The organism is Paucibacter aquatile, from assembly GCF_002885975.1.
Classification (GTDB): Bacteria; Pseudomonadota; Gammaproteobacteria; order Burkholderiales; family Burkholderiaceae_C; genus Paucibacter_A; species Paucibacter_A aquatilis.
This window is the reverse complement of the sequence record NZ_POSP01000001.1, coordinates 205,103-231,472: the sequence shown is the minus strand read 5'-3', so window position 1 is coordinate 231,472 and position 26,370 is coordinate 205,103. Positions and strand designations below refer to the sequence as shown.

26 protein-coding genes are annotated in these 26,370 nt (G+C 65.9%); 14 read left to right on the top strand and 12 right to left on the bottom strand.

The window, feature by feature from the left end:
- Window positions 1-8: 8 nt before the first annotated feature.
- Together C1O66_RS01105 and C1O66_RS01100 are read right to left on the bottom strand one after the other, a co-directional pair.
- On the bottom strand, window positions 9-623 hold the full coding sequence (locus tag C1O66_RS01105) for a PilN domain-containing protein (protein ID WP_102766161.1): 615 nt from the start codon (window positions 621-623) through the stop codon (window positions 9-11).
- A complete protein-coding gene (locus C1O66_RS01100; protein ID WP_102766160.1) occupies window positions 620-1,699 on the bottom strand; it encodes a pilus assembly protein PilM in 1,080 nt (359 codons plus the stop codon). The genes C1O66_RS01105 and C1O66_RS01100 overlap by 4 nt, the downstream gene beginning before the upstream one ends.
- A gap of 382 nt (window positions 1,700-2,081) precedes the next feature.
- Here C1O66_RS01100 and C1O66_RS01095 point away from each other — a divergent pair, with 382 nt between their 5' ends.
- The gene (locus C1O66_RS01095; protein ID WP_165794414.1) at window positions 2,082-4,475 is read left to right on the top strand and encodes a penicillin-binding protein 1A; all 2,394 of its coding nucleotides are present in this window, start codon (window positions 2,082-2,084) and stop codon (window positions 4,473-4,475) included.
- Window positions 4,476-4,524: 49 nt separating this feature from the next.
- On the opposite strand, the gene cyaY is transcribed toward C1O66_RS01095, so the two are convergent.
- Window positions 4,525-4,911 carry an iron donor protein CyaY gene (cyaY, locus tag C1O66_RS01090; protein ID WP_102766158.1) on the bottom strand — a complete coding sequence of 129 codons (387 nt, stop codon included), beginning with the start codon at window positions 4,909-4,911 and terminating at the stop codon, window positions 4,525-4,527.
- 51 nt (window positions 4,912-4,962) lie between these two features.
- Here cyaY and lptM point away from each other — a divergent pair, with 51 nt between their 5' ends.
- A complete protein-coding gene (gene lptM, locus C1O66_RS24690; protein ID WP_394341013.1) occupies window positions 4,963-5,217 on the top strand; it encodes an LPS translocon maturation chaperone LptM in 255 nt (84 codons plus the stop codon).
- Between the two features lie 43 nt (window positions 5,218-5,260).
- On the opposite strand, the gene C1O66_RS01080 is transcribed toward lptM, so the two are convergent.
- The 7 genes from C1O66_RS01080 to C1O66_RS01050 form a co-directional block, all read right to left on the bottom strand.
- The gene (locus C1O66_RS01080; RefSeq protein ID WP_102766156.1) at window positions 5,261-6,256 is read right to left on the bottom strand and encodes an ABC transporter ATP-binding protein; all 996 of its coding nucleotides are present in this window, start codon (window positions 6,254-6,256) and stop codon (window positions 5,261-5,263) included.
- A complete protein-coding gene (locus C1O66_RS01075) occupies window positions 6,253-7,239 on the bottom strand; it encodes an ABC transporter ATP-binding protein (protein WP_102766155.1) in 987 nt (328 codons plus the stop codon). Before C1O66_RS01075 ends, C1O66_RS01080 begins: the two co-directional genes overlap by 4 nt.
- Before the next feature lie 20 nt (window positions 7,240-7,259).
- Window positions 7,260-8,204 carry an ABC transporter permease gene (locus C1O66_RS01070; protein WP_102766154.1) on the bottom strand — a complete coding sequence of 315 codons (945 nt, stop codon included), beginning with the start codon at window positions 8,202-8,204 and terminating at the stop codon, window positions 7,260-7,262.
- A 51-nt stretch (window positions 8,205-8,255) separates the two neighbouring features.
- Window positions 8,256-9,233, bottom strand: a complete 978-nt coding sequence (locus C1O66_RS01065) for an ABC transporter permease (RefSeq protein WP_102766153.1) — start codon at window positions 9,231-9,233, stop codon at window positions 8,256-8,258.
- Window positions 9,234-9,512: 279 nt separating this feature from the next.
- Complete coding sequence (locus C1O66_RS01060) at window positions 9,513-10,169, bottom strand: DUF3047 domain-containing protein (RefSeq protein WP_165794413.1); 657 nt, start codon at window positions 10,167-10,169, stop codon at window positions 9,513-9,515.
- 238 nt (window positions 10,170-10,407) lie between these two features.
- Window positions 10,408-11,493 (bottom strand): porin, encoded by a 1,086-nt coding sequence (locus tag C1O66_RS01055; RefSeq protein WP_102766151.1) that lies wholly within the window; start codon window positions 11,491-11,493, stop codon window positions 10,408-10,410.
- Between the two features lie 204 nt (window positions 11,494-11,697).
- Window positions 11,698-12,702, bottom strand: coding sequence for a porin (locus tag C1O66_RS01050; protein ID WP_165794412.1), 1,005 nt, complete (start codon window positions 12,700-12,702; stop codon window positions 11,698-11,700).
- Window positions 12,703-13,106: 404 nt separating this feature from the next.
- On the opposite strand from C1O66_RS01050, the gene coq7 reads away from it, so the two are divergent.
- Window positions 13,107-13,724, top strand: coding sequence for a 2-polyprenyl-3-methyl-6-methoxy-1,4-benzoquinone monooxygenase (coq7, locus tag C1O66_RS01045; protein WP_102766584.1), 618 nt, complete (start codon window positions 13,107-13,109; stop codon window positions 13,722-13,724).
- Window positions 13,725-13,817: 93 nt separating this feature from the next.
- Here the strand turns inward: coq7 and C1O66_RS01040 are convergent, their stop codons facing one another.
- Window positions 13,818-14,240 carry an OsmC family protein gene (locus C1O66_RS01040; RefSeq protein ID WP_102766149.1) on the bottom strand — a complete coding sequence of 141 codons (423 nt, stop codon included), beginning with the start codon at window positions 14,238-14,240 and terminating at the stop codon, window positions 13,818-13,820.
- A gap of 439 nt (window positions 14,241-14,679) precedes the next feature.
- Between C1O66_RS01040 and ilvA the strand changes: the two genes are divergently transcribed.
- Both ilvA and C1O66_RS01030 read left to right on the top strand, forming a co-directional pair.
- Window positions 14,680-16,224: a threonine ammonia-lyase, biosynthetic gene (gene ilvA, locus C1O66_RS01035; protein ID WP_243392686.1), complete on the top strand. Its 1,545-nt coding sequence runs from the start codon at window positions 14,680-14,682 to the stop codon at window positions 16,222-16,224.
- A gap of 126 nt (window positions 16,225-16,350) precedes the next feature.
- The gene (locus C1O66_RS01030; protein ID WP_102766147.1) at window positions 16,351-17,454 is read left to right on the top strand and encodes a nicotinate-nucleotide--dimethylbenzimidazole phosphoribosyltransferase; all 1,104 of its coding nucleotides are present in this window, start codon (window positions 16,351-16,353) and stop codon (window positions 17,452-17,454) included.
- A gap of 24 nt (window positions 17,455-17,478) precedes the next feature.
- Here the strand turns inward: C1O66_RS01030 and C1O66_RS01025 are convergent, their stop codons facing one another.
- Entirely contained in the window at window positions 17,479-18,090 is a 612-nt protein-coding gene (locus tag C1O66_RS01025) for a hypothetical protein (protein ID WP_133155054.1), read from the bottom strand.
- 92 nt (window positions 18,091-18,182) lie between these two features.
- Between C1O66_RS01025 and gspG the strand changes: the two genes are divergently transcribed.
- The 9 genes from gspG to gspD all read left to right on the top strand — a co-directional run bounded on the left by gspG (window position 18,183) and on the right by gspD (window position 26,366).
- Window positions 18,183-18,614 (top strand): type II secretion system major pseudopilin GspG, encoded by a 432-nt coding sequence (gene gspG, locus C1O66_RS01020; RefSeq protein ID WP_102766145.1) that lies wholly within the window; start codon window positions 18,183-18,185, stop codon window positions 18,612-18,614.
- A gap of 10 nt (window positions 18,615-18,624) precedes the next feature.
- Complete coding sequence (locus C1O66_RS01015; RefSeq protein ID WP_243392659.1) at window positions 18,625-19,071, top strand: pilus assembly FimT family protein; 447 nt, start codon at window positions 18,625-18,627, stop codon at window positions 19,069-19,071.
- Window positions 19,068-19,454, top strand: coding sequence for a type II secretion system minor pseudopilin GspI (gene gspI, locus C1O66_RS01010; protein ID WP_102766143.1), 387 nt, complete (start codon window positions 19,068-19,070; stop codon window positions 19,452-19,454). Before C1O66_RS01015 ends, gspI begins: the two co-directional genes overlap by 4 nt.
- On the top strand, window positions 19,454-20,179 hold the full coding sequence (locus C1O66_RS01005) for a prepilin-type N-terminal cleavage/methylation domain-containing protein (protein ID WP_102766142.1): 726 nt from the start codon (window positions 19,454-19,456) through the stop codon (window positions 20,177-20,179). The genes gspI and C1O66_RS01005 overlap by 1 nt, the downstream gene beginning before the upstream one ends.
- Window positions 20,176-21,177, top strand: a complete 1,002-nt coding sequence (gene gspK, locus C1O66_RS01000) for a type II secretion system minor pseudopilin GspK (RefSeq protein WP_102766141.1) — start codon at window positions 20,176-20,178, stop codon at window positions 21,175-21,177. Before C1O66_RS01005 ends, gspK begins: the two co-directional genes overlap by 4 nt.
- A gap of 143 nt (window positions 21,178-21,320) precedes the next feature.
- Complete coding sequence (gene gspL / locus C1O66_RS00995) at window positions 21,321-22,655, top strand: type II secretion system protein GspL (protein WP_102766140.1); 1,335 nt, start codon at window positions 21,321-21,323, stop codon at window positions 22,653-22,655.
- Complete coding sequence (gene gspM, locus C1O66_RS00990; protein WP_102766139.1) at window positions 22,652-23,167, top strand: type II secretion system protein GspM; 516 nt, start codon at window positions 22,652-22,654, stop codon at window positions 23,165-23,167. Before gspL ends, gspM begins: the two co-directional genes overlap by 4 nt.
- Window positions 23,164-24,096 (top strand): type II secretion system protein N, encoded by a 933-nt coding sequence (locus C1O66_RS00985; RefSeq protein WP_243392657.1) that lies wholly within the window; start codon window positions 23,164-23,166, stop codon window positions 24,094-24,096. The genes gspM and C1O66_RS00985 overlap by 4 nt, the downstream gene beginning before the upstream one ends.
- Window positions 24,097-24,098: 2 nt before the next feature.
- A complete protein-coding gene (gspD, locus tag C1O66_RS00980) occupies window positions 24,099-26,366 on the top strand; it encodes a type II secretion system secretin GspD (protein WP_102766138.1) in 2,268 nt (755 codons plus the stop codon).
- Window positions 26,367-26,370 lie beyond the last annotated feature (4 nt).

Sequence of the window (26,370 nt, the reverse complement as noted above, 5' to 3'; positions counted from 1 at the left end):
TGCCTTCATCAAGACTTGGGTGCCGAGGCCGGCTTGGCCGGTGCACCGGGTGCGGCTTCCCGCACGGGCTCCTTGATCGACACCCGCATGGAGAAGTCGAACAAACGCTTCTGGTCACGGCTGCTGGTGGTCAGATTGGCCACCTTGATTTCCACCAGATCGGGCCGCTCCAGCCAATCCGAGCTGCGCGAGGTGTTGCGGATGAACTCCGACACCCGCTCGTTGGTCTGTGCAATGCCGCTGATGGTCACCACCTTGTCGGCCTGACGGATGGCGGTCAGGTAAACCCCTTCTGGCGTGTGACGTGCCAGCTCGTTGAGCAGTTGCACAGGCGTGTTGCGATCGCTTTGCAGGTCTTCCACCGCACGCTGGCGCGACTTCAAGGACTCAATCTCAGCCTTGAGGTTGGCAATGTCCTTGATCTGCTCATCCAGCTTGGCGATCTGGTCGCTCAAAAATTGGTTGCGCGTCCGCTGATCGTTGGTCATGTGCTGGATCAAGGCGTAGCCTGCCATGACGGCGCCCACCCCAATCAGGGCTGCCAAGCCCAGGCCGGCGAAGAACGCGTTCTTGCGGCGCTTGCGCTTCTCTTCCCGGTGGGGAAGCAGATTGATCAAAATCACTGGTAGAACCTCCGCATCGCCAGGCCGCAAGCGGTCAGGTAGGCCGGAGCTTCGCGGCGCAGCTTCTGCTCACGCACGGCCGAACCCAGCTCCATGTTCTCGAAGGGGTTCACCACCATGCAGGCAAAGCCCGTCAGCTCGGTCACGCGCTCCTTCAGTCCCGGCAAGGTGGCCGTACCCCCGGCCAGCATCACGTAGTGCACCTTGTGGTGGGGTGTGCTGGTGAAGAAGTACTGCAGCGCGCGGCCGATCTCCTGGGACAGGCTGTCCACAAAGGGGTTCAGCACCGCCACTTCGAAATCTTCGGGCAGGTCATTGGAGAGCTTCTTCTGCTCCGCCTCTTCGAAAGAGAAGCCGTATTGGCGCGAAATCAACTGGGTCAGTTGCGAACCGCCAAACGCCTGGTCGCGGTCGTAAAGCATCTCGTCGTCGCGCAGCACCTTGAGGCTGGTGGTGTCGGCCCCGATCTCAAACAGCGCGACCAGCGCATCCTTGCCGGCATTGGGCAGGTTGGCAATCAGGCGACCCATGGCCATGCGCGAGGCATGCGATTCAATGTCCAGCACCACTGGCCGCAAGCCGGCCGCTTCAGCCAGACCTTGACGGTCTTGAACGCGGTCCTTGCGCGAAGCTGCAATCAGCACTTCCACATCGCCGACCGAGGTCGGACTGGGACCGATCACGCAGAAATCGAGGCTCACCTCGTCGAGGGAGAAGGGAATGTACTGGTTGGCCTCGGCTTCGACCTGGATCTCCAACTCTTCCTCGCGCAGGCCGGCGGGCAGCATGATCTTCTTGGTGATGACGGCCGATTGCGGCATGGCCAGCACGGCGTCGCGGGTGCGGCTGCCGCTGCGCGCCACCACACGGCGCACGGCATCAGCCACTTCGTCGAATTTCTCGATTTGGCCGTCGGTGATCCAGCCCTTTTCGAAGGACTCGGTGGCAAAACGCTCCAACACAAATTCACCACTGGCGGTCTGACCCAGCTCGACCAGCTTGACGCTCGAAGAACTGATATCAAGCCCAATCATCGGCGGGTGCTTGCGCCCCAACAAAACGTCAAGTATGCCCATGACGCGAATCCCCCAACGTTTTTGCGCCGGACTGTTAATAAGTTACTTGAATGCTAGCAGCAAAGGCCTTGACCGCCCAAGGAAAAGCGGTCACAGCTGGTAACAGCTCGTTGCGTAACATACACGAGCAAGAAGGCCGCGGATGCCCCGAAAAACACCGAGAAGACGTCGCATTCAAATCATCGCTGAGGCCTTTGATTCAAAGCCAGACCTAATTTTCCCGAAATACGGAACGGGGCAAAGCCGAAACAAGGCGAGTTAAACCATCCGGCATCGGCGAAGCCCGGTGCGCATCTCTTCTGGCGCGCGTTAGCGCCCGTCTTGGCGCAGGCTTCACGGCCAAAAAGCCATTCCTATAATGCGCCGACCCATCCGGAGGCCCATGAGCGACGCCAAAAAGAACACCTCTCAGTCCGCAGCGTCTGAGTCCCGAAACGCCCCTCCCTCCGGCGCCATGCAAGGCCTCGTTCGGATGCTGGCTTGGCTGTTGGGCCTGGCCGCGGCGGGTGGCGTTGCCATACTCATGCTGGTGGCCTTGGCGCTGGCCATGGCCTACCCAAACTTGCCGGACATCAGCGGCTTGACCGACTACCGCCCCAAGCTGCCTTTGCGGGTCTTGTCGGCCGAAGGCCAACTTTTGGCTGAATTTGGCGATGAAAGACGAAATTTTCTGCCGATCAGGGAAATTCCGAAGGTCATGCAGGACGCGGTGCTGGCGATCGAAGACGCCCGCTTCTACCAGCATGGCGGCGTGGACTATCTGGGCGTGATCCGCGCCGGCCTGGCGAATGTGAGCGAGTCCCGCAGCCAGGGCGCCTCCACCATCACCATGCAGGTGGCGCGCAACTTCTACCTCTCGACCGAGAAGACTCTGACCCGCAAGATCTACGAGATCCTGCTCGCCCTGAAGATCGAGAACGCGCTGAGCAAGGAGCAGATCCTCGAGATCTATATGAACCAGATTTTCCTGGGCCACCGGGCCTATGGATTTGCCGCTGCCTGCGAGGTGTATTTCGGCAGGCCTATTCAGGAAATCACCATCGCCGAGGCGGCCATGTTGGCCGGTCTGCCGAAGGCGCCTTCCGCTTACAACCCGATCAACAACCCGCGCCGGGCCACCATCCGCCAGCAGTACATCATCGAGCGCATGTTGGAAAACGGCTACATCACCGAGGAACAACGCGACGCGGCCAAGGCCCAAAAGCTGCGCCTGCGCCCGGTGAACGAAACGCCCAGCCACGCCGAGTTCGTAACCGAAGCGGCACGGCAGCTGATTTACAACCAGTACGGCGATGAGGCCTACACCCGAGGCCTGAATGTCTACCTGACCCTCAAGGCCGAAGAACAGAACGTGGCCTACCGCGCCCTGCGCCGCGGCATCCTCAACTTCGAGCGCCGCCAGGTCTACCGCGGCCCCGAAGCCTATGCCGACCTGCCGGGCAACCCGGCCGACCTGGACAGCCGCATCGCAGAGGCGCTGAACGACCATCCCGCCAACGACGAGTTGCTGGCCGCCGTGGTGCTGGAAGCCAGCCCGAAAAAGGTGGTGGCGGCCCTGCAAAGCGGCGAAACCGTGACCATCACCGGCGAAGGCCTGAAGCCGGCCACCTCGGGCTTGGCCGAAAACGGCAACCCCAAGACCCGCGTGCGCCGCGGCGCCATCATCCGCGTGGTGAAGGCACCGCTGGCCGCCAAGCCCAGCCAGGAGGAATGGACCATCACCCAGCTGCCCGTGGTGGAAGGCGCTTTCGTCTCGCTCGACCCACGCAATGGCCGCGTGCGCGCCATGGTGGGCGGTTTTGACTACGCCAAGAGCAAATTCAACCATGTGACCCAGGCCTGGCGTCAACCCGGCTCCAGCTTCAAGCCCTTCATCTACTCGGCCGCGCTGGAAAAAGGCTTCACCCCCAGCACCATCGTCAACGACGCGCCACTGTTCTTCGACGCCTCCACCACCGGCAGCCAGCCCTGGGAGCCCAAGAACTACGACGGCACCTTCGACGGCCCCCTGCCCTTGCGCAGGGCGCTGGCCAAGTCCAAGAACATGGTGTCCATCCGCGTGCTCAACTCCATCGGCGTCCATTACGCGCAGGAGTGGATCACCCGCTTTGGCTTCGAGGCCGAGAAGCACCCGGCCTACCTGACCATGGCGCTCGGCGCCGGCTCGGTGACGCCCATGCAGATGGCACAGGGCTATGCCGTCTTCGCCAACGGCGGTCACCGCGTCACGCCCCAGCTGATCGCCAAGCTGACCGACAACAAGGGCCGCCTGCTGTACGAAGCTCCGCAGCTGGAAGTGGGCGAAGACAGCCGTGTGATCGAAGCGCGCAATGCCTTCCTGATGACCAGCCTCTTGCAAGAGGTGACGCGCAGCGGCACGGCCGCCCGAGCTCAAGCCCAGCTCAAGCGACCTGACATCTACGGCAAGACCGGCACCACCAACGACTCGATGGACGCCTGGTTCGCCGGCTACCAGCAGGAGGTGGTGGCCGTTGTCTGGATGGGTTACGACCAGCCCAAGAAGCTGGGCGACCGTGAAACCGGCGGCGGGCTGTCGCTACCGATCTGGATCGAGTACATGAGCCAGGCCCTCAAGGGCGTGCCGGTCAGTGAAATGGCGGTGCCCGAGGGCGTGGTCAATCGCAACGGTGAGTGGTACTACGACGAGTACACCGGCACTGCCGGCGTGCGCGAGCTGAGTCAGTCCGAAGGCAAGCTGCCGGGCGCTGCCAGCGAGGACGAGAAGAAGAGCATCCTCGACCTGTTCAAGCGCTGAAGCGCGGGCGCACTACACGCCCTTTTGCGCCTGCGCTTCAAGGCACCACTCAGTTCGGCGTGAACTGCAAGGCCTTGCCGCCCTGAGCACTGGCCTGCTCGGACAGCAGCTGGTGCAACTCGACACCGCTGCGCGTGTCCAGCCAGTGGCCATTCACAAACCGGAAGTGGTAGCCGCCGGCACGCGCCGCCAACCAGATCTCTTGCAGCGGCGCCTGCGTGTTCAGGATGATCTTGCTGCCACCGGGAAAGCTCAGCTCCAGCAACCCGCCACTGCGGTGGCTGTCGATGTCGATCACATCACCATCGAGCCAGGCGTCCACCGTCGCCTCGATCCGGTCCAACACGGCGCGGGTGCGCGCCTGGTAGTCGACATCGCTGAGCGGCGTGGCGGCAGGAACGGCAGACGGGCTGGAGGATTCGGCAGGCTGGGACATGGTGATGCGGAAGGGGAAAGCGCTCCAGGCAGGCAGCGATAAACTGCGGCCATGAAAGCAAACAACGAACAGCTTCGCAGTGTAGGCCCGCGGGCCGCGGGCCCGCAGATGCCAGGGTCTTTGCGCCGCGCGGGTGCAAGCCTCACGCTATGCCTGAGCCTGAGTTTGCTCGGCGCCTGCGGCCAGAAAGGGCCGCTCTACTTGCCCCAGCCACAAGCCCAAGCTCAGTCCCAGGCGCCCGCTCCTTCCACCCAAGGCCAAGCGGCCAAGGCGCCCAGCCCGACTGCCAGCGCCGCCCGGCCCTGAAGCCGAACCCCGCGAGCCCTGCCGAGCCTCGCCAGCCGAGGCCTCAGATCCGGCCTTCCTCCACCGCGTGGCAGGCCACGCGAACGCCCTTGAACTCCAGCATGGCCGGGCGCTCGCTCTTGCAGCGGGCACTGGCATGTGGGCAGCGCGGGTGGAAGCTGCAGCCGCTGGGCGGGTTGAGCGGATTCGGTACCTCGCCCTGCACCGGGGTGCGTGAACGGCCCGTCATGTGGATGTCGGGAATCGCATCCAGCAACATGCGCGTGTAGGGATGGCGCGGCCGGGCGAAGAGCTCGGCCTTGTCGGCCAGCTCGACCAGGCGGCCCAGATACATCACCCCCACCTGGTCCGAGACATGGCGTACCACCGCCAGGTTGTGGGAGATGAAAAGGTAGGTCAGGCCGCGCTCGCGCTGCAGCTCCTTCATGATGTTGAGCACCTGGGCCTGGACCGAGACGTCCAGGGCCGAGGTCGGCTCGTCGCAGACCAGAAACTCCGGCTGCGTGGCCAAGGCGCGCGCGATCGAGATGCGCTGCCGCTGGCCGCCCGAGAACTGGTGCGGGAACTTTTCGCGGTCCGCCGCCGTCAGGCCCACCGATTGCAGCAACTCGGCCACGCGCGCGCGCTGGGCATCGACGCCATCAATCAACCCGTGCTCGCGCAGCGGCTCAGCAATGATGTCCTGCACCTTCCAGCGCGGGTTCAGCGAGGCATACGGGTCCTGGAAAATCATCTGCATGCGCCGGCGCAGCGCCAGGGCGCCGCTGGACGCCAGGGTCTTGGCCGTGTCGGCACCGTCGAATTCCACGCTGCCGCGGGTGGGCTCGTACAAGCCCACCAGCAGGCGTGCCACCGTGCTTTTTCCGCAGCCCGACTCGCCCACCAGAGCCAGGGTCTTGCCGCGCTCGATCGAGAAGCTGACGCCGTCCACCGCATGGACGAACTGGCGCGGCTTGCGCTCCACCACCCGGTTCAGCCAGGGCGGGGACACGTCGAAGATTTTTGCGAGGTCTTTCACCTCCACCAAGGGGCGGCTCATCGTGCGGCCTCCGCTTGAGTTGCGGCATGCAGCCAGCAGGCCGCACGACCGGCGCCCACCGGCACCAACTCCGGTCGCTCGCTGCGGCAACGGTCAAACACCTGCGTGCAGCGCGGGTTGAAGGCGCAGCCCTTGGGAATGGCGTTCAGGCGCGGCATGGCGCCGTCGATCTGCAGCAGGCGCTCACGGTCTTCGTCCATGGCCGGGATGGAGCCCATCAGCCCCGCGGTATAGGGATGGGCGGGCTTGTGAATCACATCGTGCACCGGCCCGATCTCGGCCACGCGGCCGGCATACAACACGGCCACGCGGTCGCAGGTTTCGGCGATCACACCCATGTCGTGGGTGACCAACATCACCGCTGCGCCCTGCTCCTTGCAGATGCGCTTGAGCAGGGAAATGATCTGCGCCTGGATGGAGACATCGAGCGCTGTGGTCGGTTCATCCGCCACGATCAGCTTCGGGCTGGCCGCCAGGGCCAGGGCGATCACCACACGCTGGCGCATGCCGCCCGAGAACTGGTGCGGGTACTGATCGATGCGCTCGGCAGCCGCCGGGATGCCGGTCTGCTCGAGCAGATCGATGGCCCGCGCGCGCGCCTGCGCCTGGCTCAGATCCAGATGGGTGGTGATGGTTTCGATCAGCTGCTGGCCCACGGTGTAGAGCGGGTTCAGCGAGGTCAGCGGGTCCTGAAAGATCGCACCGATCTGGCGGCCGCGGATCTTGCGCATCTGCTCGTAGGGCAGGTTGTCGATGCGCTGGCCTTCGAGCAGGATCTCGCCCGAGGCAATGCGCCCCGGTGGGTCCAGCAGGCCGATGATGGCCGCGCCGGTCAGGGATTTGCCGGCACCGGACTCGCCCACCACGCCCAGGATCTCTCCCGGCGCGATGTCGAAATTGATGTCGTCCAGCGCCAGCAAGGTGCCGCGCCGGGTGGGGAATTCGACCCGCAGATGGCGGACCTCAAGCAAGGGTGTGCTCATGGGCAGGAGAGGTTTGCAATTCAACGCAGGCGGGGATTGAGCGCATCGCGCAACCAGTCCCCCAGCAGGTTCACCGACAGGGCGATCAGCACCAGCATGGCGCCGGGCCAGATGGTGATCCACCATTGGCCGGAGAACAAAAAGTCGTTGCCCACACGGATCAAGGTGCCCAGCGAGGGGCTGGTCGGCGGCACGCCGACGCCGAGGAAGGACAGGGTCGCTTCGGTGATGATGGCCGAGGCCACCTGGATGGTGGCCAGCACCAACACCGGGCCCAACACATTGGGCAGCACATGTCGACGCATGATGCGCAGCGGCGTGACGCCGATGACGCGGGCCGCCTGCACATACTCCTTGTTGCGCTCCACCATGGTGGTGCCGCGCACCGTGCGGGCGTACTGCACCCAGCCGGTCAGCGAGATGGCCAGAATCAGTACCAAAAACGCCAAAGTGTCATGGGCATTCGGGAACATGGCCCGGCCCACACCATCAATCAGCAGCGCGATCAGAATGGAGGGGAAGGACAGCATGACGTCGCACACGCGCATGATCAGCGCATCGACCTTGCCGCCAACAAAGCCCGCCAGCAAGCCCAGGCCCACGCCCATCACCATGCTCAACATCACCGAGGCCAGGCCGACGAAGAGAGAGATGCGGGCGCCGTACATCAGGGCCGAGAGGATGTCGCGGCCCTGGTCGTCGGTACCGAGCAGGTACTTGCTGCTGCCGCCTTCCATCCAGGCCGGTGGCAGGCGTGAATCCATCAGCTCCAGCGTGGCCAGATCGAAGGGGTTGTGCGGCGCGACGAACTCGGCTAAGACGGCGCAGAACACGCAGATCAAGGCGATCACGGCCGCAGCCATCGCCACCGGCGAACTGCGGAAGGAGTACCAGACATCGCCATCAAAAAAGCGCTGCAGCGCATTCGGCGCGGCAGGCACGGGCGGGATGGAAGCTTGGCTCATCGGGTCGAGTCTTCTCTGAAATCAAAGGTCAAGCAGGGCGGCAGGGCCGGTTCAATGTGCTTTGCCCTGGGTGCGCAGGCGCGGGTCGACGGCGAAGTACAGCAGATCCACCAGCAGATTGATGCTGACGAAAATGAAGGAGATCAGGCACAGGTAGGCAGCCATGACCGGGATGTCGGCGAACTGCACGGCCTGGATGAAGAGCAAGCCCATGCCCGGCCACTGGAACACCGTCTCGGTGATGATGGCGAAAGCAATCAGCTGGCCCAGCTGCAGGCCGGTGATGGTGATCACCGGCACCAAGGTGTTCTTGAGCGCATGGCCGAAATACACGGCCTGGTTGCTCAGGCCGCGGGCGCGGGCGAACTTGATGTAGTCGGTGCGCAGCACCTCGAGCATCTCGGCCCGCACCAGGCGCATGATCAGGGTCAGCTGGAACACCGACAAGGTGATGGCTGGCAGCAGCACATGGCGCAGGCCGTCGGCCGTCAACAAGCCCGTGGTCCAGCTGCCGATCGCAAGCACATCGCCGCGCCCAAAGCTGGGCAGCCATTTGAGCCAGACCGCGAACACCAGGATCAGCAGGATGCCGATGAGAAAAGTCGGCAGGGACACCCCCAGCAAGGACAGCATCATCAGTAGCTGAGAGCTGGCCTTGCCGCGCCGCAAAGCGGCATAGACCCCGAGCGGGATGCCCACCGACAGCGCAATCAAGCCGGCCACCAGGGCCAGCTCCAGCGTGGCCGGCAGGCGCTCGGCGATCAGGTCCGACACCTTGCGGCCCTGGCGCAGGCTCAAGCCAAACTCGCCCTGCACCGCATTGCCCACAAAGCGGGCGAACTGCACGGGAAACGGCGCATCCAGGCCCAGGTCGCGGCGCAAGGCCTCGCGTTGCTCTTGCGTGGCATCCTGGCCCAGCAGGTTGGTGACGGGATCGCCCACATACTGGAACAGCATGAAGGACACGCAGGCCACCGTGAGCATCACGATGAGAGACTGGACCAGGCGGCGGAGGATGAAAACTAGCATGTCGGTAGGTTCGGTTGGCGGCCTTGGCAAAGGCGGACCCCGACACGGTCTGTCAAGCGCTTGGCGCTCCCCCATGCATGAATCGGCCTCTTCCGGGCACACCCTGCCCCGGTTCGGTCTGTGATTGGAATGAATACCGATGAAGCCACCACCCGCCACCGGGGCAGTTGCGGCCTCAAGGTCGCGCCATCATGGCGAAGAGCGCATCAGACCACAAAGGGGAAAGTCCCGATGCGCCGTGCATGCGGCGTCCCGCCGCATTGCGCTTTGTAGAGGCGCTCAGAACTGCAAGCTGCCCGCCAATGGCTGTTGCTCAGCCCCCAGAAGCAAGATATCGCCGTAGCAGGCCTCGGAACGGCTGCGCGTGTTGTCGGCGTCGGTCATCATGGCCATGGACACCAAACGGCCGGGGGCCTCGCCAAAGGCGCGCTGAAAATCGGCGCGCAGATCACGGCGCAAGTGTTGCCAAGCGGGCGCGCGCTTGAAGCCACCCGAGCCCACCACGATCTTGCGAATGCGGTCGCTGCGCGCACTGACAACCACGGTCTCCGGTGCGGCACTGGCATCCCAGACGTACATCAAAGTGGCGTAGGGCGGAGCCTCGCCGGTCAGGGTGCGAACCAACTCGAATTGCATGCGGTTCGCCAGCGAGAGCCGAGACTCGTCCCCCGCAAACCCGAGCAAGAGGCGCGCCGGTGCGTCATCGGTTTCGGGAGCCTGGACCGTGGCCTTGGGCGAATGTTCACCAATCCAGACATCAAACTTCAACTGCTCCACATGTTCTGGCGCCAGGTCGAGACTTCGACGCCAGAGGCTGACCGACTGGCGAGCCTGGGCCAACACGCAATCACGACCATCACGTTGAACAAAGGAGTAGGCCGTGGACCGCTTGCCCGGCAGGGGGCGCGGCGACCAGTCGGCAAGCAGCTCGGGCATGGCGGCGGCTGCGGCCTCCACCGCTTCTGACCGCTCCGACTCCATCGACGGGCTGTGAGCACAGCCAGCCATCACCACAGCCAAAGCAGCACTGCATGCCCGCAACTGCCAGGTCGATCGCTCACCCATGATTTCCGTCGCCATCACCGCACCTTTTTCTCAACGATCCTGCCACCCACGGCCGCTGAAAAAGAAAAAAGGCCGCACGAGGCGGCCTGGATTCAAACACAGATCGGACTCAGAAACGGTGACGGATGCCACTGCTGAGGCCCACACGTGTCTTGGCCGTGTTGTCAAAGGCCACAGCGCCGCCCAGCTTTGAGTAATCCGCCTCGAAGTACACATCGGTACGCTTGGAGAAGGCGTAATCCGCCACGGCTGCCACAAAGCCAGCCTTGCTCTCGCCACTCAGGCGATGGTGGCTTTGCTTGGCGTACCAGGCTTGCAAGCCCAGATTCAGCTCCTTGCTCATCTGGTAGGTGAAGCCGGCGGCCATCATGTCGCGCTTCTTCACATCCAGGCCTGCCGCATTCAGGCGGCTGCTCGGGCTGACGGTGTAGTTGGCGGTGTAGGCCGCCTGCAAGGCGTCGGTCCCGAAGTCGAACTTGTTCTGTCCGAAGGACAGATTGAAGTACAAGGGCCCGGCGGTGTAGGCGCCGCCCACCGTCAAGCCACGCACCTTGCGCCCAGCCGTGTCCTTGACCTCCAGCACACCGGCGCCCAAAGCCAACTCATCCTTGGCATAGCGCAACATGCCGCCCAGGGTCTTGTCCGGCGAGGCACCTTCCCCGGCGCCGATCTGAAGTTCGCCTCGGAACGGGCCCGCCTCCGCCAGGTACTTGACCATATTGCTCTGGCGTCCAGCCATGGCCATCACGGTCTCAGGGCGGAAGATTTCAATATAGGGCGAGTACTTGAATGAGGAATACGTGCTGGTGTAGACATCGAACAGCACGTTGTACTGACGCCCCAAGGTCAAGCGACCATAGTCCTTGGACTCCAAGCCCACCCAGGACTGACGCCAGAATTCAGCAGCCGTCTGCGTGCCGGTGTCGGAATTGAGACGATGCTCCAAATTGGCAATGGCCTTCAGGCCGCCACCCATGTCTTCGGTGACGTTGATGCCAAGTCGGCTGTTGGACATACCGCCGGGAATCACTTGCGACAAGGAATCCCCCTTGCTGGCAGCCGTGGTCCCTGAGTTGGTCGTGTAGCGAACACCCACATCGAGGATGCCATACAGGCTCACGCTGGATTGAGCCCAGCCAGAGGACGAGAAAGCGGCCAGCAGGCCCAGGACCACCGCAGTCTTCTTCTTCATCATCGTTGTCTCCTTGTAGTGAACGTCATGTGACGACAAAACCATTCTGTGCGAATGACACCCACCAAGCGAGCCTGCTGTTGCGACCCTCCTACAAGCGCAAACCCTCCCATCACGCGTCAGGCGCAAGCAAGTTTGACTGCGTTCGAAAACAAAAAAGCCGCCCGAAGGCGGCTTTCAAACCAAGCGTGCTTTCGCAGGCCGGGATCAGAAGTTGTGACGCACGCCGACGTCGAAGCCACCCGAGCCACCGCCAGCAGCCACGGTCGGGGTGTTCAGCACGCCAATCTTGCCAGCACCCTTGTTCTCAATCTTGGACACCGTGGTGTACAGCGCAGTGCGCTTGGACAGGTTGTGGATGTAGCCAGCCGACAGATGGGTTGCATCGTATGCAGCCTTCAGTGTTTCAGCAGCGCCGTTGGCATCAGCCTTGGTCCACGAAGCCCAGACATTGCCGGCACCCAGAGGAGCGGTCACAGCAGCAGTGATGATGGTCTGCTTGGCGGCGCCGAACTTGTTGGTCGAGAAGGTCAGCGAAGGCTTGGCGACGCCCAGGTCGTACGAACCACCAAACGAGCTCAGCTTGTACTTGGTGCCCACGCCAGCTTGCAGGAATGCAGCGCTGACATGCAGAGGGCCAGCGGCATAACCAGCACGGCCGCTGAATGCCTTACCAGCGCTGTTGCCTTCACCAGCAGCCACATCAGCAGCGCCGTAGAAGCCACCCAGATTGCCCGGCAGCGAGTACGACACCATATTGTCGAAACGAGCCACGCTCACGCCGCTGCCCAAGGTGCTGTACAGCTGGTTGGCCTTGCCCAGGCCGGTGGTCGAGGTCGGGTCGAAGGCTTCGATGTGCAGTTGAGCGACCGACTTGTTGCGACCCAGACGCACTTCACCGAATTCGCCAGCCAGGCTCACGGTGGCGCGACGGCCCCAGAACTTGCTGGTGTCAGCGGTACCAGCATCAGCGTTCACGGCGCCTTCCAGCCAGAAACCAGCCTTCAGGCCGCCGCCCAGGGCTTCTTCACCGCGCACGCCCAGGCGGCTGCTGGTGTTGCCATCGGTGGCCAGGCTCTTCAGGGTTTGGCCGTTGGCCTTGGTGTAGCGAGCGGCCACGTCGATCACGCCGAACAGGGTCACCGACGATTGGGCCGATGCCACGCTCGCGAACGAACCCAGGACTGCCAGTGCAACGATTGATTTCTTCATTCGATACTCCACAAAAAATAAGTCAGGCCTTGCTTGAGAGCTCGGCCTCGCTAAAAAGACGCCTCCAGGTTGGACCTGCCAACCTCCTCGCGTGGGATCTGGAGCTTCCGACTCCATATTCAAGTCGTGCGCTCCGAAAAAGCCCGCTGCGCCAACCCCCTGCAGCGGAAGTTGCCGTATTACACAAGACCTTGAGATCCCCGGAACACCTCGGACTGTCATATTCAGGGTTTGCGTTGTTGACACACAACGAGAAAGGCTGTTCACAAACTATTCATAAATGCTTTCTGACAAGCCCCGAAGGATCAGTCTGTGCCACTCCTCATTAAACTGCGGGTCCGCTCCCCAGAGATTCCATGTCCGCTTCGTCACGCTCTTCATCCGCCGCCGACCGCCTCTCGCCGCTGGACCGCTTGCTGGTCAGCGTCGACCATGGCATGCGCACGGTGTTTGCCCAGGCGCGCGCCGGTCGCCCATCGCCCGCCCGTGACTGCGAACCAAGGGCACTGAGCCCCGAAGAGACCCGGCTCGCGGGCGCCCTGATGCGGGTCAACCATGTCGGCGAGGTCTGCGCCCAAGCGCTGTACCAATCGCAAGCCCTGTTCAGCCGCGACCCGGCGCTGCGCGAGCACTTCAAGGCCGCAGCTCAGGAGGAAGTCGATCACCTGGCCTGGACCCAGCAGCGCCTGGACGAGTTGGGCAGCCGCCGCAGCCACCTCAACCCGCTCTGGTACGGCGGCGCCTTTGCCATCGGCAGTCTTGCCGGCCTGATCGGCGATCGCGTCAGCCTGGGATTCGTGGTCGAGACCGAACGCCAGGTCGAGCAGCACCTGGCCTCACATCTGGAAGATCTGCCGGAGGCGGATCACGCTTCTCGCGCCATCGTCGCGCAAATGAAGCTGGAAGAGGCCCGCCATGCCGATGAAGCCCAGGCCGCAGGCGCGCTGCCCTTGCCGGCGCCGGTTCAGCAGCTGATGCGCCTGGCCGCGCGCGTCATGACCCGCACGGCCCACCACATCTGATCCATTCGGATCCGTGAGGCTCTGAAATCGGCCCCGCCCAGGTTCGGGAGCCAAGGCGACGCCAGGATGTCGTTCCAGAGCTCCCGTGCCGGCTCAGACCTCGACGAGCTCCACCGAGGTGGTCATGGCCGCCGTCTTGCCCAGCATGATGCTGGCCGAGCAGTACTTTTCGTGCGACAGGGCGACAGCCCGCTCTACCGCCTCCTGCTTCAAACCCCGGCCGCTGACCACGAAGTGCATGTGGATGGCGGTGAAGACCTTGGGGTCCTCTTCAGCCCGCTCGGCCTTGAGCTGCACCTGGCAGCCCCGCACATCGTGGCGGCCGCGCTTGAGGATCAGCACCACATCGTAGGCCGTGCAACCGCCGGTGCCGGCCAGCACGGTTTCCATCGGGCGCGGCGCCAGGTTGTGACCACCGCCTTGCGGCGCGCCGTCCATGGTCAGCATGTGACCGCTGCCGGTCTGTGCCACAAAGGCCATGCCATCGGCGCCCATCCAGTTGATCGTGCATTCCATCTTGTGTGTGCTCCAAACGAAAGTGGCGAGCCCAGCCGACTTTGCACTAGAGCTCTTGGACTAATTAAAGGCGCCAGAAATATTGCACCGCAGCAATTGCTGCAGCTAAAATTCTAGCCACGCGATCCCCTTGCGCGCAGCCGCCCGGCGTCAAAACCCTGGCCTGCTGCAGATTCAAGCCTCGGGCTCTCGCACCGTTTGTCTCCTCCACCGCCTCCATGGTGGATTCAACCCGAGCTTGCAAAAGCTCGGGTTTTTTTTGGCCTCTTGCGAGCCAAACAGCGCCGAAATGATGCTGAAACCCGCCTGAACCGGGCTGGGGCTGACCCTCGCTTATCATGTTGCGCCGCAACAGATTTGTATCGGAGACCTCATGGCCGGCCCCGCCCGCACGCTCAAAAGTGGCACCCGCCACGCCCGCAAACCCGCCGCCAAGACCATGGCCGCGGCCGGCATGCCCGACCTGATTCCCTCCGACAACAGCTATTTGCAGCGCATTCTCAATGCGCGGGTCTACGAGATTGCCAAGGAAACCTCGCTCACCCCGGCCAAGAACCTGAGCAAGCGCCTGGGCAACAAGGTCTACCTCAAGCGCGAGGACGAGCAGCCGGTGTTCAGCTTCAAGCTGCGCGGCGCCTACAACAAGATGGCGCACCTGAGCGCCGAGCAACTGGCGCAAGGCGTGATCTGCGCCTCGGCCGGCAACCATGCCCAGGGCGTGGCGCTGTCGGCCAAGAAGCTGGGCTGCCGCGCCGTGATCGTGATGCCGGTCACCACGCCCAAGGTCAAGATCGACGCGGTGCAAGGCCATGGCGGCGAGGTGGTGCTCTTCGGCGACAGCTTCAGCGACGCCTACGGCCACGCCCTGGAGCTGGAGCAGGCCCAGGGCCTGACCTTTGTTCACCCCTTCGACGACCCCGACGTGATCGCCGGCCAGGGCACCATCGCCATGGAGTTGCTGCGCCAGCACCCCGGCCCGATCGACGCCATCTTTGTCGCCATCGGCGGCGGAGGCCTGATCTCCGGCGTGGCGGCCTACATCAAGGCGGTGCGCCCGGAGATCAAGGTCATCGGCGTGCAAACCAAGGATTCCGACGCCATGGTGCGCTCGGTGCGCGCCGGCAAGCGGGTGCAGCTCAGCGATGTCGGCCTGTTCTCGGATGGCACGGCCGTGAAGCTGGTCGGAGAAGAAACCTTTCGCATCACCCGCGCCCTGGTTGACGACTTCGTGCTGGTGGACACCGATGCGGTCTGCGCCGCCATCAAGGACGTGTTCGAAGACACCCGCAGCATTCTGGAACCTGCCGGCGCCCTGGGTGTGGCCGCCGTCAAACAGTACACGGCCAGCCACGGCTGCAAGGGCCAGACCTTCATCGCCATCACCTGCGGCGCCAATATGAACTTCGACCGCCTGCGCTTTGTCGCCGAGCGGGCCGAGGTGGGCGAGCACCGCGAGGCCCTGTTTGCCGTCACCATCCCTGAGGAACGCGGCAGCTTCAAGCGCTTTTGCGAGCTGCTGGGGCCGCGCAGCGTGACCGAGTTCAATTACCGCATCTCGGATTCGGCCCAGGCTCACATCCTGGTCGGCGTGGCCACGCAAAAGCGCGAGGAAGCGGCCAAGCTGGCACGCGCCTTCGCCAAGGGAGGCTTCGACGCCCTGGACCTGACCGACAACGAGCTGGCCAAGCAGCATGTGCGCCATATGGTCGGCGGCCGCTCCGAGCTGGCCCGCAACGAGCGGCTCTACCGCTTCATCTTCCCCGAGCGACCGGGCGCCCTGATGCGCTTTCTGTCCACCATGCACCCGGACTGGAACATCAGCCTCTTCCACTACCGCAACCAGGGCGCCGACTACGGCCGCATCCTGGTCGGCATCCAGGTGCCGCGCGGCGACAATGCGGCGCTGCGCGACTTCCTGGCGTCGCTGAACTACCCTTTCGAAGACGAGAGCAACAACCCGGTCTATCAGCTCTTCCTGCGTTGACGCGGGGCCGCCCCACCCCGGCCCTGGCGCCCCAAAAAGGCGCAGGGCAAGTGCGGATGCCCCGGCCGGCCCGCAGGCCCGACAATCCAGCGCCCGCACCCGCCCCGGGTGAGCTGAACACTGCCCATGTCCCTGAACCAGTCCCTGATCTCGCCCACCGCCAATCCCGAGCTGGAAAAGGCCTTGCGCGACCGCGTCGACCGGCATGCCGCCATTGCCGGCGGCCTGGGCGAGTTGGAGCCTTTGGCGGTGCGCCTGGGCCTGGTGCAGAACTCCCTGACCCCGCGTTTCCGCGACCCGGTGCTGGCCCTGTTTGCCGCCGACCATGGCCTGGTGGTGGACCGCATCGGCCAACAATGGGGCCGCAGCACGCGCGAGCAAGCCCAGCTGGCCCTGCAGAACCGCCTGCCGGTTTCGGTGTTCGCGCGCCTGCAGGGCTTGCAACTGGCCGTGGTCGACTGCGGCATTGCCGAATCGCTGCCGCCGCACGCCCGGCTGATGGCACGCAAGATCGCCCACGGCACCCGCAACACCCGCACCGGCCCGGCCATGACGCTGGAGCAAGCCCATGCCGGCGTGCGCGTGGGCATGGAAATCTCGGACAACCTGCCCGGCAATGTGCTGGCCTGCGCCAGCATGGGCCAGGGCTCGGCGGAAAGCGCCGCCCTGGTGCTGTCGCGGCTGATGGACCTGCCCGTGCGTGAGTTCGTGGTCTCCGGCCCCGACATGCGCCAGGACGAGCTCAACCACATCCTCGGCGTGCTGCATGCCGCGCAGGCGCGGCACCGCGAGGTCAGCGATCCGATGGAGGTGCTGGCGGCTTTCGGCGGCTTCGAGCTGGCGGTGATGATGGGCGCCATGCTGGTGGCCGCGTCCAAGCGCCACCTGATCATCGTCGACGGCATCACCGCCTGCGCCGCGCTAAAACTGGCCGCGCGCATCGCCGCACCGGTGACCGATTACGCCGTGTTCTGCCGCAGCCATGTGCACCGCGGCCTGGACGAAGCCTTGGCCACCTTCCATGCCTCGGCCCTGCTCGAGCTGGGCATGGACAGCGCCGATGGCACCGGGGCCACCCTGGCCTGGCCCATGATCCGCGCCGCGGCGGCCTTGCTGACCGATCTGCACGATCTGGCCGAAGCGCGCCCGCCAAACACCGGCAGCGGCGTCGATTCATTGAGCGGCGGTGTCTACCGCGACAGCGGCGGCGATCCGCGCCTCAGCGCATGATGTGAAACGGCCCGTGGCCGGCGCTCAGCGCGTCGGCAGACCGTTCGCGTCCACGCCATTGTGCTGCTGCAATGGCTGCGGAGAGCCCGGCGGAGGCGGTGTCGGTCGGTAAGGCGGCTGACCGGGCTGGCTGTTCTCGCCCAGGACATGTGGCTGCCCCCCGATGACGGTGGGCGACACCTGGGCGGTTGGCAGGCTGCCGGTGGCAGCCGGCAGAGGCGGGGCGAGATTCAAGGTCAAGGTGACCGCCCCGCCCTGCCCCAGCTGGGCCGAGCGCGCGTCGACGGCGAGCAAGCGCAATTCACCCTCCAGCACCGCACCGATGCGCACCGTGCGCGGCACACCGTCCACGGCGATCAGGGCCACGCCCTCGCCGGCCTGGCTGGCTTGCAGGCTCTTGGGTGCCACCACGCCGAGCAGGCTGAAGCGGCTCTCGGCCACCGGCGGCGCTTCGGCCGCCGCCGCCGGGGCAGCGCCGAGCAAACGGGTCAGGTCCGCACCAGCGCTGCGCTGCTCGACCACCGCCAGAGCGTGCGCCGGCGCCGACAAGGGTTTTGCCATCAGCTGGATCAGCCAATAGACCGCGGCGCAAGCCAGCAAACCCCAGACCAGAAAAGCCATCATTCGTGCAAGCATGAGGCGATTATGATTCAAGCGCTTTGACGAGCCGAGGCCCCGCGCCCCGGTGCTAACCCTTCTCTTCACCACGCAGCCCGTCACGTTCACACATGAATACAACGAACTCTCGCCGCCTCGCCCGGGGCTTCACCCTGATCGAGATCATGGTCGTGTTCCTCATCATCGGGCTGATGGGTGCCCTGATCGTGCCCAATGTGATGGACCGCCTGCATGAAGCCAAGGTCACGGCCGCCCGCGCCACCATCAACGATCTGATGCAGCAGCTCAAGCTCTACAAGATCGACAACGGCCGCTACCCCAGCGGCGAGCAGGGCCTGGAGTCCCTGGTGCGCAAGCCCACCACCGGCACGCCGCCGGCCAACTGGAAGCCCTACATCGACAAGCTGCCGCTCGATCCCTGGAAGAACCCCTACCAGTACGCCAACCCCGGCGTGAAGAACGAGATCGACATCTACAGCTTCGGCGCCGACGGCCGCCCGGGTGGCGAAGGCAATGACGCCGACATCGGCTCCTGGCAATAAGCAGCCCTCGTTGCGCACCCGGCTGCAGCACGGCTTCACGCTGATCGAGTTGCTGGTGGTGGTGGCCATGGTGGCCATCGCCTCGGCCGCCGTCAGCATGGCCGTGCGCGACCCGGCCGAGGCCCAGCTCGAGCGCGAAGCGGAGCGCCTGGTCGCCCTGTTTGAAACCGCGCGGGCCGAAAGCCGCACTGCCGGCATCGACGTGCAATGGGCGCCCTTGCAGCAGGACGCCCGCGACCATTTCCGCTTCGCCGGCCTGCCCCCCACCATCCAGCTGCCGCGCCGCTGGCTGGGGGAAGGCGTGGCGGTGCAGATCGCCAATGCCCGCAGCGTGCGCCTGGGCCCTGAGCCCATGATCGGGCCGCAGCAGTTGCTGCTGACCCTGGGCTCCAAACGTCTGCTGCTGAGCACCGACGGCCTGGCGCCCTTCACCGTCAGCCCGGCGCCAGCGCCATGAAGCAGCGCCTCCAGCGTAGCCAATTCGGCCGCAATGCCGGATTCACCCTGATCGAGGTGATGGTGGCCCTGGTCATCGTCGCCATCGCCCTGGCAGCCGGCGTCAAAGCTGCCGGCGCGCTGACCGACAACGCCAGCCGACTGCGCGAGATGAGCGCCGCCCAGTGGTGTGCCGAGAACCAGCTGACCGAGCTGCGCCTGGGCAAGCAATTCCCCGGCATCGGCGACAGCGAGTTTGCTTGCGAACAGTTCGGCCAGAGCTACCGCGGCCGGCTGGTCGTGCGGCCCACGCCCAACCCCAACTTCCGGCGCGTCGATGCCCTGGTCAGCGCCGATGGCGAGCACAACCTGCTGACCATCTCCACCATCATGGGGCGCTTCTGATGCCGCGCCTGACGCCAAGCCTGAGCGGACGCGGCTTCACCCTCATCGAAGTCATGGTCGCACTTCTGATCATGAGCCTGATGTCGGTGATGGCCTGGAGCGGCATCAACGGCCTGCTCAAAAGCCGCGAGATCGCCCAAGCCCACCTCGACCACAGCGCCCGCCTGCAAACCGTGATGGCACAGTGGGAGGCCGATCTGCGCGCCGTACAGGACAGCGGCGCTGCCCCGGCCCTGACCTTCGACGGCGCCGCCCTGCGCATGACCCGCCAGCAGCCCCTGGGCATGCAGGTGGTGGTGTGGAGCTTGCGCGAGGGCCGCCTGCTGCGCTGGGAAGGCCCGGTGGTGCAGAGCAGCACCGAGCTGGGCGACAGCTTCGAGCGCAGCGCACGCCTGCAGCCGCAAGACCGCGGCCAGTTGCGCACCCTGGAAGGCGTCGGCGGCTGGCAGCTGTATTTCTACCGCGGCAATGGCTGGAGCAATGCCCAGTCCAGCGATGACTTCAGCAGCGAAGCTGCGCCCCCTGTCGCCCCGCCGGCATCGGGGAACGGCAATGGCAAGGGCGAGGGCAAAGCTGACGGAAAGGGTGACGGGGCCAACAAGGACGACAGCGGCCCCAAACGACAAATTCTGCCCAGCGGCGTGCGCATGGTGCTGGACTTCGCGCCCGACAGCGGCTTCAACGGCAAGCTGACCCGGCAAATCATCCTGGGGCCGCAGTCATGAGTCGCCCCCGCACGACACGGCAAGGCGGTGCCGCCTTGCTGACCGCCATGTTGATCGTGACCCTGGTGGCCAGCCTGGCCTCGGCCATGGTCTGGCGCCAGTACCGCGCGGTGCAGATCGAGGCGGCCGAGCGCGCACGCGCGCAATCGGCCTGGATTCTGCAAGGCGTGCTCGACTGGGCCCGCCTGATCCTGCGCGAGGATGCACGCGCCAACCTCAACGAGCCGGTCGACCACCTGGGCGAGGTCTGGGCCGTGCCCCTGGCCGAGGCCCGCCTGTCCACCTTCCTCGCGGCCGATGCCAACAATGCCGAAGACAGCGGCCCCGAAGCCTTTCTCTCCGGCAGCCTGCACGATGCCCAGGCCCAGTACAACCTGCGCCACCTGCTCGGTGGCACGGAGGTGCCGGCGCAGGAGCAACGCGTGCTGGAACGCTTGTGTGACAACGTCGGCGCCCCGCCCGGCACCGCGCAGACCCTGATTCGCAAACTGCGACTGGCGGCCGATGCCAGCAACAAGGATGCCAGCAAGACCGCCAGCGCCGACAGCAAGAACCCGCCGCTGCCACCGCGCAACCTCGAGCAGCTGGCCTGGTTCGGCCTGACGCCGGAAACCATCGAGCGCCTGCGCCCGGTGCTGACCCTGCTGCCCCAGAACACCCCGGTCAATCTGAACACCGCGCCGCGCGAGGTGATCGCCGCCCTGTTCGACGGCATGGACCTGGCCTCGGCCGAGCGCCTGGTGCGCAGCCGCCAGAACCAGCCGCTGAAAAAGGTGCAGGACGCCAGCAGCTTCTTCCCCGGCACCGTCACGCTGAGCTCGGAGCGGGTCGATGTGAAATCGTCCTACTTTCTGGTCAAGGGCCGGCTGCGCCTGGACGAGCGGGTGCTGGAGGAACGCGCCCTGGTGCAGCGGCGCAATCTGGACATGCTGGTGGTCGAGCGGCAGCGCGTCAATCAAGTCACTTCGGCCACGGCGAACAAGGGGCGCGGCGCCTGAAAACGAGCGCCAGGGCGCAGCTCCCGAGCCCAGGCGATGCAGGCCTCAGAACCTCAGGTTTTATAGAGATAAGCGCTAACTGATTGATTCCACATGATCCCGCAAAATACGCCACCTAGAATGCGCCAGGCCACCCTGACTCCATGAGTACCCTGCTCCTGTTTCTGCCCCCGCGCAGCCGCTTGCACGCCCAAGGCCGCCCGGCCACGACCGTGGACGGTTTGGGCCGCGCGGCCACCCTCGGCCATGGCGCCAGCGCCGCCGGCCGCGACTTCGACTACGTGCTCAGCAGCGATGGCCGCGAGCTCAGCGAACAAGGCAGCCTGCCGGCGGCGCAGCTGCCCCATGCCGACACCGTGATCGCCATCCCGGCCGAATCGGATGTCTCCTGGCAGCGTGTCACCCTGCCGCGCGCCGGTCGGCAGATGCGCAGCGCCCTGGCCGGCCTGCTGGAAGAAAGCCTGCTGGACGAGGCCGAGAGCCTGCATTTCGCCATCGAGGCCGACGCCCAGGGCGGTGACCTCGCCTGGGTGGCCGTGTGCTCGCGCGCCTGGCTGCAGCAACAGCTGGCCGTGCTGGACGCGGCGCAGATCGTGGTCGACCGCATCTGCCCGCTGAGCTGGCCCGACAGCCCGCCGCGCGGCCATTTCTACAGCACCGGCCAGGAGTTCAGCCCCGTGGCCCTGCGCTGGAACCACCCCGAGGGCGTGACCAATCTGCCGCTGGAAGGCAGCCTGTCGCGCCAGCTCTTCCCCGCCACCCTGGTGCAAAGCTCGCAGTGGAGCGCCGCGCCCGAGGTGGCCGCCGCCGCCGAGCATTGGCTGGGCACGGCCGTCACCCCGCTGAGCCCGGCGCAACGCGCCCTGGCCGTGATCGACTGCCCCTGGAACCTGCGCCAGTTCGAGCTGGCCCCGCGCACCCGCGGCATCCGTGCCCTGCGCCAGTTCTCGCGCGGCCTGATGCGGCGCAACTGGAGGCCGGTACGCATCGGCCTGGCCGGCCTGGTGGCCGTGCAGCTGCTGGGCCTGAACCTGGTGGCCTGGCAGCAGAACGCCCAGCTCAAGGCCCGGCGCGCCGCCATCACCCAGACCCTGACCCAGACCTTCCCGCATGTGCGCGCGGTACTCGACGCGCCGGCGCAGATGCAGCGGGAGATCGACGGCCTGCGTGCCCTGGCCGGCCGCAGCGGCGACAAGGATTTCGAAACCCTGCTGGCCGCCGCCGCCACCGCCTGGCCGCAAGACCGCGGCCCGCTGGACAGCCTGAGCTTTGAAGCCGGCCGCCTGCAGCTGTCCAGCGCCGGCTGGAGCGAGGCCCAGATCCAGCAGTTCCGCAGCCAGCTGCGCAGCGAAGGCTGGCAGCTGGAAAGCGGTGAAGGCCAGCTGACCCTGAGCCGCCTGCCTGCCGATGCACCCAGCAACCCGGCGGCGGTTCGCAACGCCCTCTCCACCCAGGCCGTGCCCGGATCCAAGACATGAGCTTCGACAAGAAACCCTCCGCCCTCGCCGGCCTGCAAGCCCAGGCCCAGGCGCAGTGGCAGCAGATGGGCGAGCGCGAGCGCCATGCCGCGCAGCTGATCGCCCTGCTGCTGGGCCTGGCCCTGCTCTGGTTTGTGGCCGTGCAGCCCGCCTGGCGCACCCTCAGCCAGGCGCCGGCCCAGGCCGAGAGCCTGGAGCGCCAGTTGCAGGAGATGCAAGCCCTGGCGCAAGAAGCGCAAGAGCTGCGCGCCGCCCCGGCCGTGCCCGCCGCCCAGGCCACACAAGCCTTGCAAGCCGCCAGCGAGCACCTGGGCCCGGCCGCCCGCCTGCAGATCAACGGCGACCGCGCCGTGCTGATGCTCAACGGCGTCAGCAGCGAGGCCCTGCAAGCCTGGCTCGGTGAGGCGCGCAGCGCCGCCCGCGCCCGGCCGCTGGAGGCCAAGCTGCAACGCGGCCCGCAGGGCTTCAACGGCAGCATCGTGCTGAGCTTGCAAGGAGGCTCGGCGCCATGAGCCTCTCGCTGAAATTCGGCCGCGACAAGGCCAGCGCTGCGAACAGCGAGGCCGCTTCCGCCAGCGGCCCGCTGAGCCACTGGCAGGACAGCCCCAGCCAGGACTTGCTGAACAAGCGCAACCGCCAAGGCCTGCCCCGGCGCTGGAGCCTGGCCGGCGCCCTGCTCGGCGCCAGCCTGGCCCTGGTGGCCTTCGCGCCGGCCAGCTGGCTGGCGCGCGGCCTGGCCGCGGCGAGCAACGACCATGTGCTGATCACCGACAGCCGCGGCAGCATCTGGAACGGCAGCGGCGTGCTGGTGCTCAGCGGTGGCGCGGGCAGCCGCGACGCCGCCATCCTGCCCGGCCGCCTGCGCTGGACCATGGGCTTCAAAGGCCTGGGCCTGGCCCTGAACGCGCGCCAGGACTGCTGCCTGAACGGCGAGCTGCAGCTGCTGCTGCGCCCGGGTTGGGGCCGCTTCGAGCTGGCCGTGGCCAGTGGCGGCGACTGGCTGGCGCGCCTGCCGGCCGGCCTGCTCTCGGGCCTGGGCACACCCTGGAACACCTTGCAGCTGGGCGGCTCGCTGCGCCTGAGCGCACGCGATCTGCGCCTGGAATGGGTGGGCGGGCGCTGGCGCCAGTTCGGCCAGCTGGACCTGGATCTGCTGAACCTGTCCTCCCGCGTCTCGACCCTGGCGCCGCTGGGCAGCTACCGCTTTTCGCTCAGCGCCCAGCCGGTGGCACCCGGCGAAACCGGCGGCGGCACCAGCCAGATGAGCTTGAGCACGCTGGAAGGCGCGCTGATGCTGAACGGCCAGGGCACGCTGACGGCCGGCAAGCCGCGCTTCACCCTGGAGGCGACCGCCGCCCCGGGCCGCGAAGCGGCACTGAACAACCTCCTGAACATCATCGGCCGGCGCCAAGGCGCACGGTCCGTCTTTTCGATCGGATGAGCATGAACGACGACAAGCGAGCGCGCATCGCGTCCCGGGGACGGCAAGCTGGCGTCTCCCTTCTGACCCTGGCCCTGCTGAGCACACCGACCCTGAGCCCCGCAGCGACCCAGAAGCCGCGCGGCAGCGGCCCGGCCGTCAAGGCGCCGACGCCGGTGACCCTGAACTTCGTCAACGCCGACATCGAGGCCGTGACCCGGGCCATGGGCGTGATGATGAACCGCCAGTTCATCATCGACCCGCGCGTCAAGGGCCAGATCACGGTCTACAGCGAGCAGCCGGTGACGCCGCGCGAGGCCTACCTCAACTACCTGGCCGCCCTGCGCGGCCTGGGCTTCACCGTGGTGGAAAGCGCCGGGCTGTGGAAGGTCGTGCCCGAGGCCGATGCCAAGCTGCAAGCCGGCTCGGTGGCCGTGGACAGCAGCAAGGAGCGCGGCGACCAGATCCTGACCCAGGTCTACCGCCTCAACTTCGAGAACGCCAACAACCTGGTGGCGGTGCTGCGCCCGCTGATCAGCCCCAACAACACCATCAACGCCAACCCGGGCAACAACAGCCTGGTCATCACCGACTACGCTGACAACCTGCAGCGCCTGGGCCGCATCATTGCGGCCATGGACACGGCCGGCGCCACCGACATCGAGCTGGTGCCGCTCAAGCATGCCGTGGCCGCCGATCTGGCGCCCCTGGTGCTGCGTCTGACCGAGGGCGGCAATGCTGCCGCCGGCGCCCCGGGACAGGGCGGCAGCGGCAACGTCAATGTGGTGGTGGACCCGCGCAGCAATGCCCTGATCGTGCGCGCTGCCAACCCGGCCCGCCTGGCCTACACCAAGGGCATCATCGCCAAGCTGGACCAACCCTCGCTGGACAACAATCCGGCCGGCAATATCCGCGTTGTTTATCTCAAGAATGCCGATGCCACGAAGCTGGCCACCGTGCTGCGCGCCGCCTTTGCAGCCAATGGCGGCGGAGCGAGCGGCAATGCCAGCGGCAGCAGCGGCGCCAGCGGTGGCTTGAGCGGCCTCGGCGGCGCCGGTGGCCTGGGCGCTGGCAACCTCAGCGGTGCGCAGCAGGCTGGCATGGGCAACAGCAGCGGCAACACCGCGTCGGCTGCGGCCACCACGCCGGTCAGCGCCTCGGCCGGCCCCTCGACCGGCGGCTTTGTGCAGGCCGACCCGTCCACCAACGCGCTGATCATCACCGCACCCGATCCGCTCTACCGCCAGATCCGTCAGGTCATCGACCAGCTCGACGGCCGCCGTGCTCAGGTCTATGTCGAGACCCTGATCGTCAAGGTCGACGCCAGCAAGAGCGGCAACTTCGGCGTGCAGTGGCAGAACCTGTTCGGCAACAAGGGCGACAGCAACATCACCGGCGCCGGCACCAATTTCGGCAGCGGCCCGGGCAACATCATCCAGGGCACGGCCGCCCTCTTCGGCGGCACCAACGCCATCGCCAGCGTGGTCAAGGATGTGCCCACCGGCCTCAATGTCGGCGTGCTGAAGAAGTTCGGCGAACGCTACACCCTGGGCGCCATCGCCAACTTCCTGGAAGCCGAGGCCGGCGCCAATGTGCTGTCGACGCCGAATCTGGTGGCCCTGGACAACGAGGAAGCCAAAATCGTGGTCGGCCGCTCGGTGCCTTTTGTGACCGGCTCCTACACCAACACCGGCAGCGGCAGCAGCACTGGCGCGGTCAACCCCTTCCAGACCTACGACCGCAAGGACGTGGGCATCACCTTGCGCATCCGCAGCCAGATTGGCGAGGGCGGCACGGTGCGCATGACGGTCTACCAGGAAAACTCCTCGGTGGACCCGACCACCAAGGCCGACACCAGCGGCCCCTCGACCGAGAAGAGCTCGATTGAAACCACGGTCTCGGTGGACGATGGTCAGATCCTGGTTCTGGGTGGCCTGCTGAAGGACGAGTTCGCCGACAGCGAGGGCCGCGTGCCCGGCCTGGGCAGCATCCCCCTGATTGGCAATCTGTTCAAGAACACCGGCCGCAGCCGCGTCAAGACCAATCTGATGGTGTTCCTGCGCCCGGTCATCATGCGCAGCCAAGACGCGGCCGACCGCATCACCATGGACCGCTACGACCACTTCCGCACCTTGCAGGAATCGGTCAAGCCCGAGCCCAAATTCGCCCTGCCGGACACCGGCACGCCGCTGCTGCCGGCCAATCCCACCGCACCCATCGGCGCGGCCAAGGAGTCACCCATGGGCGCAACGAAGCCGCCCGCGGGTGCTGCTGAAAAGGTGGGCCCGTGAGCGC

Coding starts and splice junctions, on each gene's coding strand:
- gspI (WP_102766143.1), top strand. CDS start 19,068: ATGAAGCAGCGCCTCCAGCGTAGCCAATTCGGCCGCAATGCCGGATTC.
- C1O66_RS01040 (WP_102766149.1), bottom strand. CDS start 14,240: ATGGAATGCACGATCAACTGGATGGGCGCCGATGGCATGGCCTTTGTG.
- C1O66_RS01070 (WP_102766154.1), bottom strand. CDS start 8,204: ATGAGCCAAGCTTCCATCCCGCCCGTGCCTGCCGCGCCGAATGCGCTG.
- C1O66_RS01025 (WP_133155054.1), bottom strand. CDS start 18,090: ATGCTTGCACGAATGATGGCTTTTCTGGTCTGGGGTTTGCTGGCTTGC.
- gspD (WP_102766138.1), top strand. CDS start 24,099: ATGAACGACGACAAGCGAGCGCGCATCGCGTCCCGGGGACGGCAAGCT.
- C1O66_RS01080 (WP_102766156.1), bottom strand. CDS start 6,256: ATGAGCCGCCCCTTGGTGGAGGTGAAAGACCTCGCAAAAATCTTCGAC.
- gspM (WP_102766139.1), top strand. CDS start 22,652: ATGAGCTTCGACAAGAAACCCTCCGCCCTCGCCGGCCTGCAAGCCCAG.
- gspK (WP_102766141.1), top strand. CDS start 20,176: ATGAGTCGCCCCCGCACGACACGGCAAGGCGGTGCCGCCTTGCTGACC.
- C1O66_RS01100 (WP_102766160.1), bottom strand. CDS start 1,699: ATGGGCATACTTGACGTTTTGTTGGGGCGCAAGCACCCGCCGATGATT.
- C1O66_RS01030 (WP_102766147.1), top strand. CDS start 16,351: ATGTCCCTGAACCAGTCCCTGATCTCGCCCACCGCCAATCCCGAGCTG.
- C1O66_RS01005 (WP_102766142.1), top strand. CDS start 19,454: ATGCCGCGCCTGACGCCAAGCCTGAGCGGACGCGGCTTCACCCTCATC.
- C1O66_RS01050 (WP_165794412.1), bottom strand. CDS start 12,702: ATGAAGAAATCAATCGTTGCACTGGCAGTCCTGGGTTCGTTCGCGAGC.
- C1O66_RS00985 (WP_243392657.1), top strand. CDS start 23,164: ATGAGCCTCTCGCTGAAATTCGGCCGCGACAAGGCCAGCGCTGCGAAC.
- ilvA (WP_243392686.1), top strand. CDS start 14,680: ATGGCCGCGGCCGGCATGCCCGACCTGATTCCCTCCGACAACAGCTAT.
- C1O66_RS01065 (WP_102766153.1), bottom strand. CDS start 9,233: ATGCTAGTTTTCATCCTCCGCCGCCTGGTCCAGTCTCTCATCGTGATG.
- C1O66_RS01075 (WP_102766155.1), bottom strand. CDS start 7,239: ATGAGCACACCCTTGCTTGAGGTCCGCCATCTGCGGGTCGAATTCCCC.
- C1O66_RS01060 (WP_165794413.1), bottom strand. CDS start 10,169: ATGCCCGAGCTGCTTGCCGACTGGTCGCCGCGCCCCCTGCCGGGCAAG.
- gspG (WP_102766145.1), top strand. CDS start 18,183: ATGAATACAACGAACTCTCGCCGCCTCGCCCGGGGCTTCACCCTGATC.
- cyaY (WP_102766158.1), bottom strand. CDS start 4,911: ATGTCCCAGCCTGCCGAATCCTCCAGCCCGTCTGCCGTTCCTGCCGCC.
- C1O66_RS01055 (WP_102766151.1), bottom strand. CDS start 11,493: ATGATGAAGAAGAAGACTGCGGTGGTCCTGGGCCTGCTGGCCGCTTTC.
- gspL (WP_102766140.1), top strand. CDS start 21,321: ATGAGTACCCTGCTCCTGTTTCTGCCCCCGCGCAGCCGCTTGCACGCC.
- C1O66_RS01095 (WP_165794414.1), top strand. CDS start 2,082: ATGAGCGACGCCAAAAAGAACACCTCTCAGTCCGCAGCGTCTGAGTCC.
- lptM (WP_394341013.1), top strand. CDS start 4,963: ATGAAAGCAAACAACGAACAGCTTCGCAGTGTAGGCCCGCGGGCCGCG.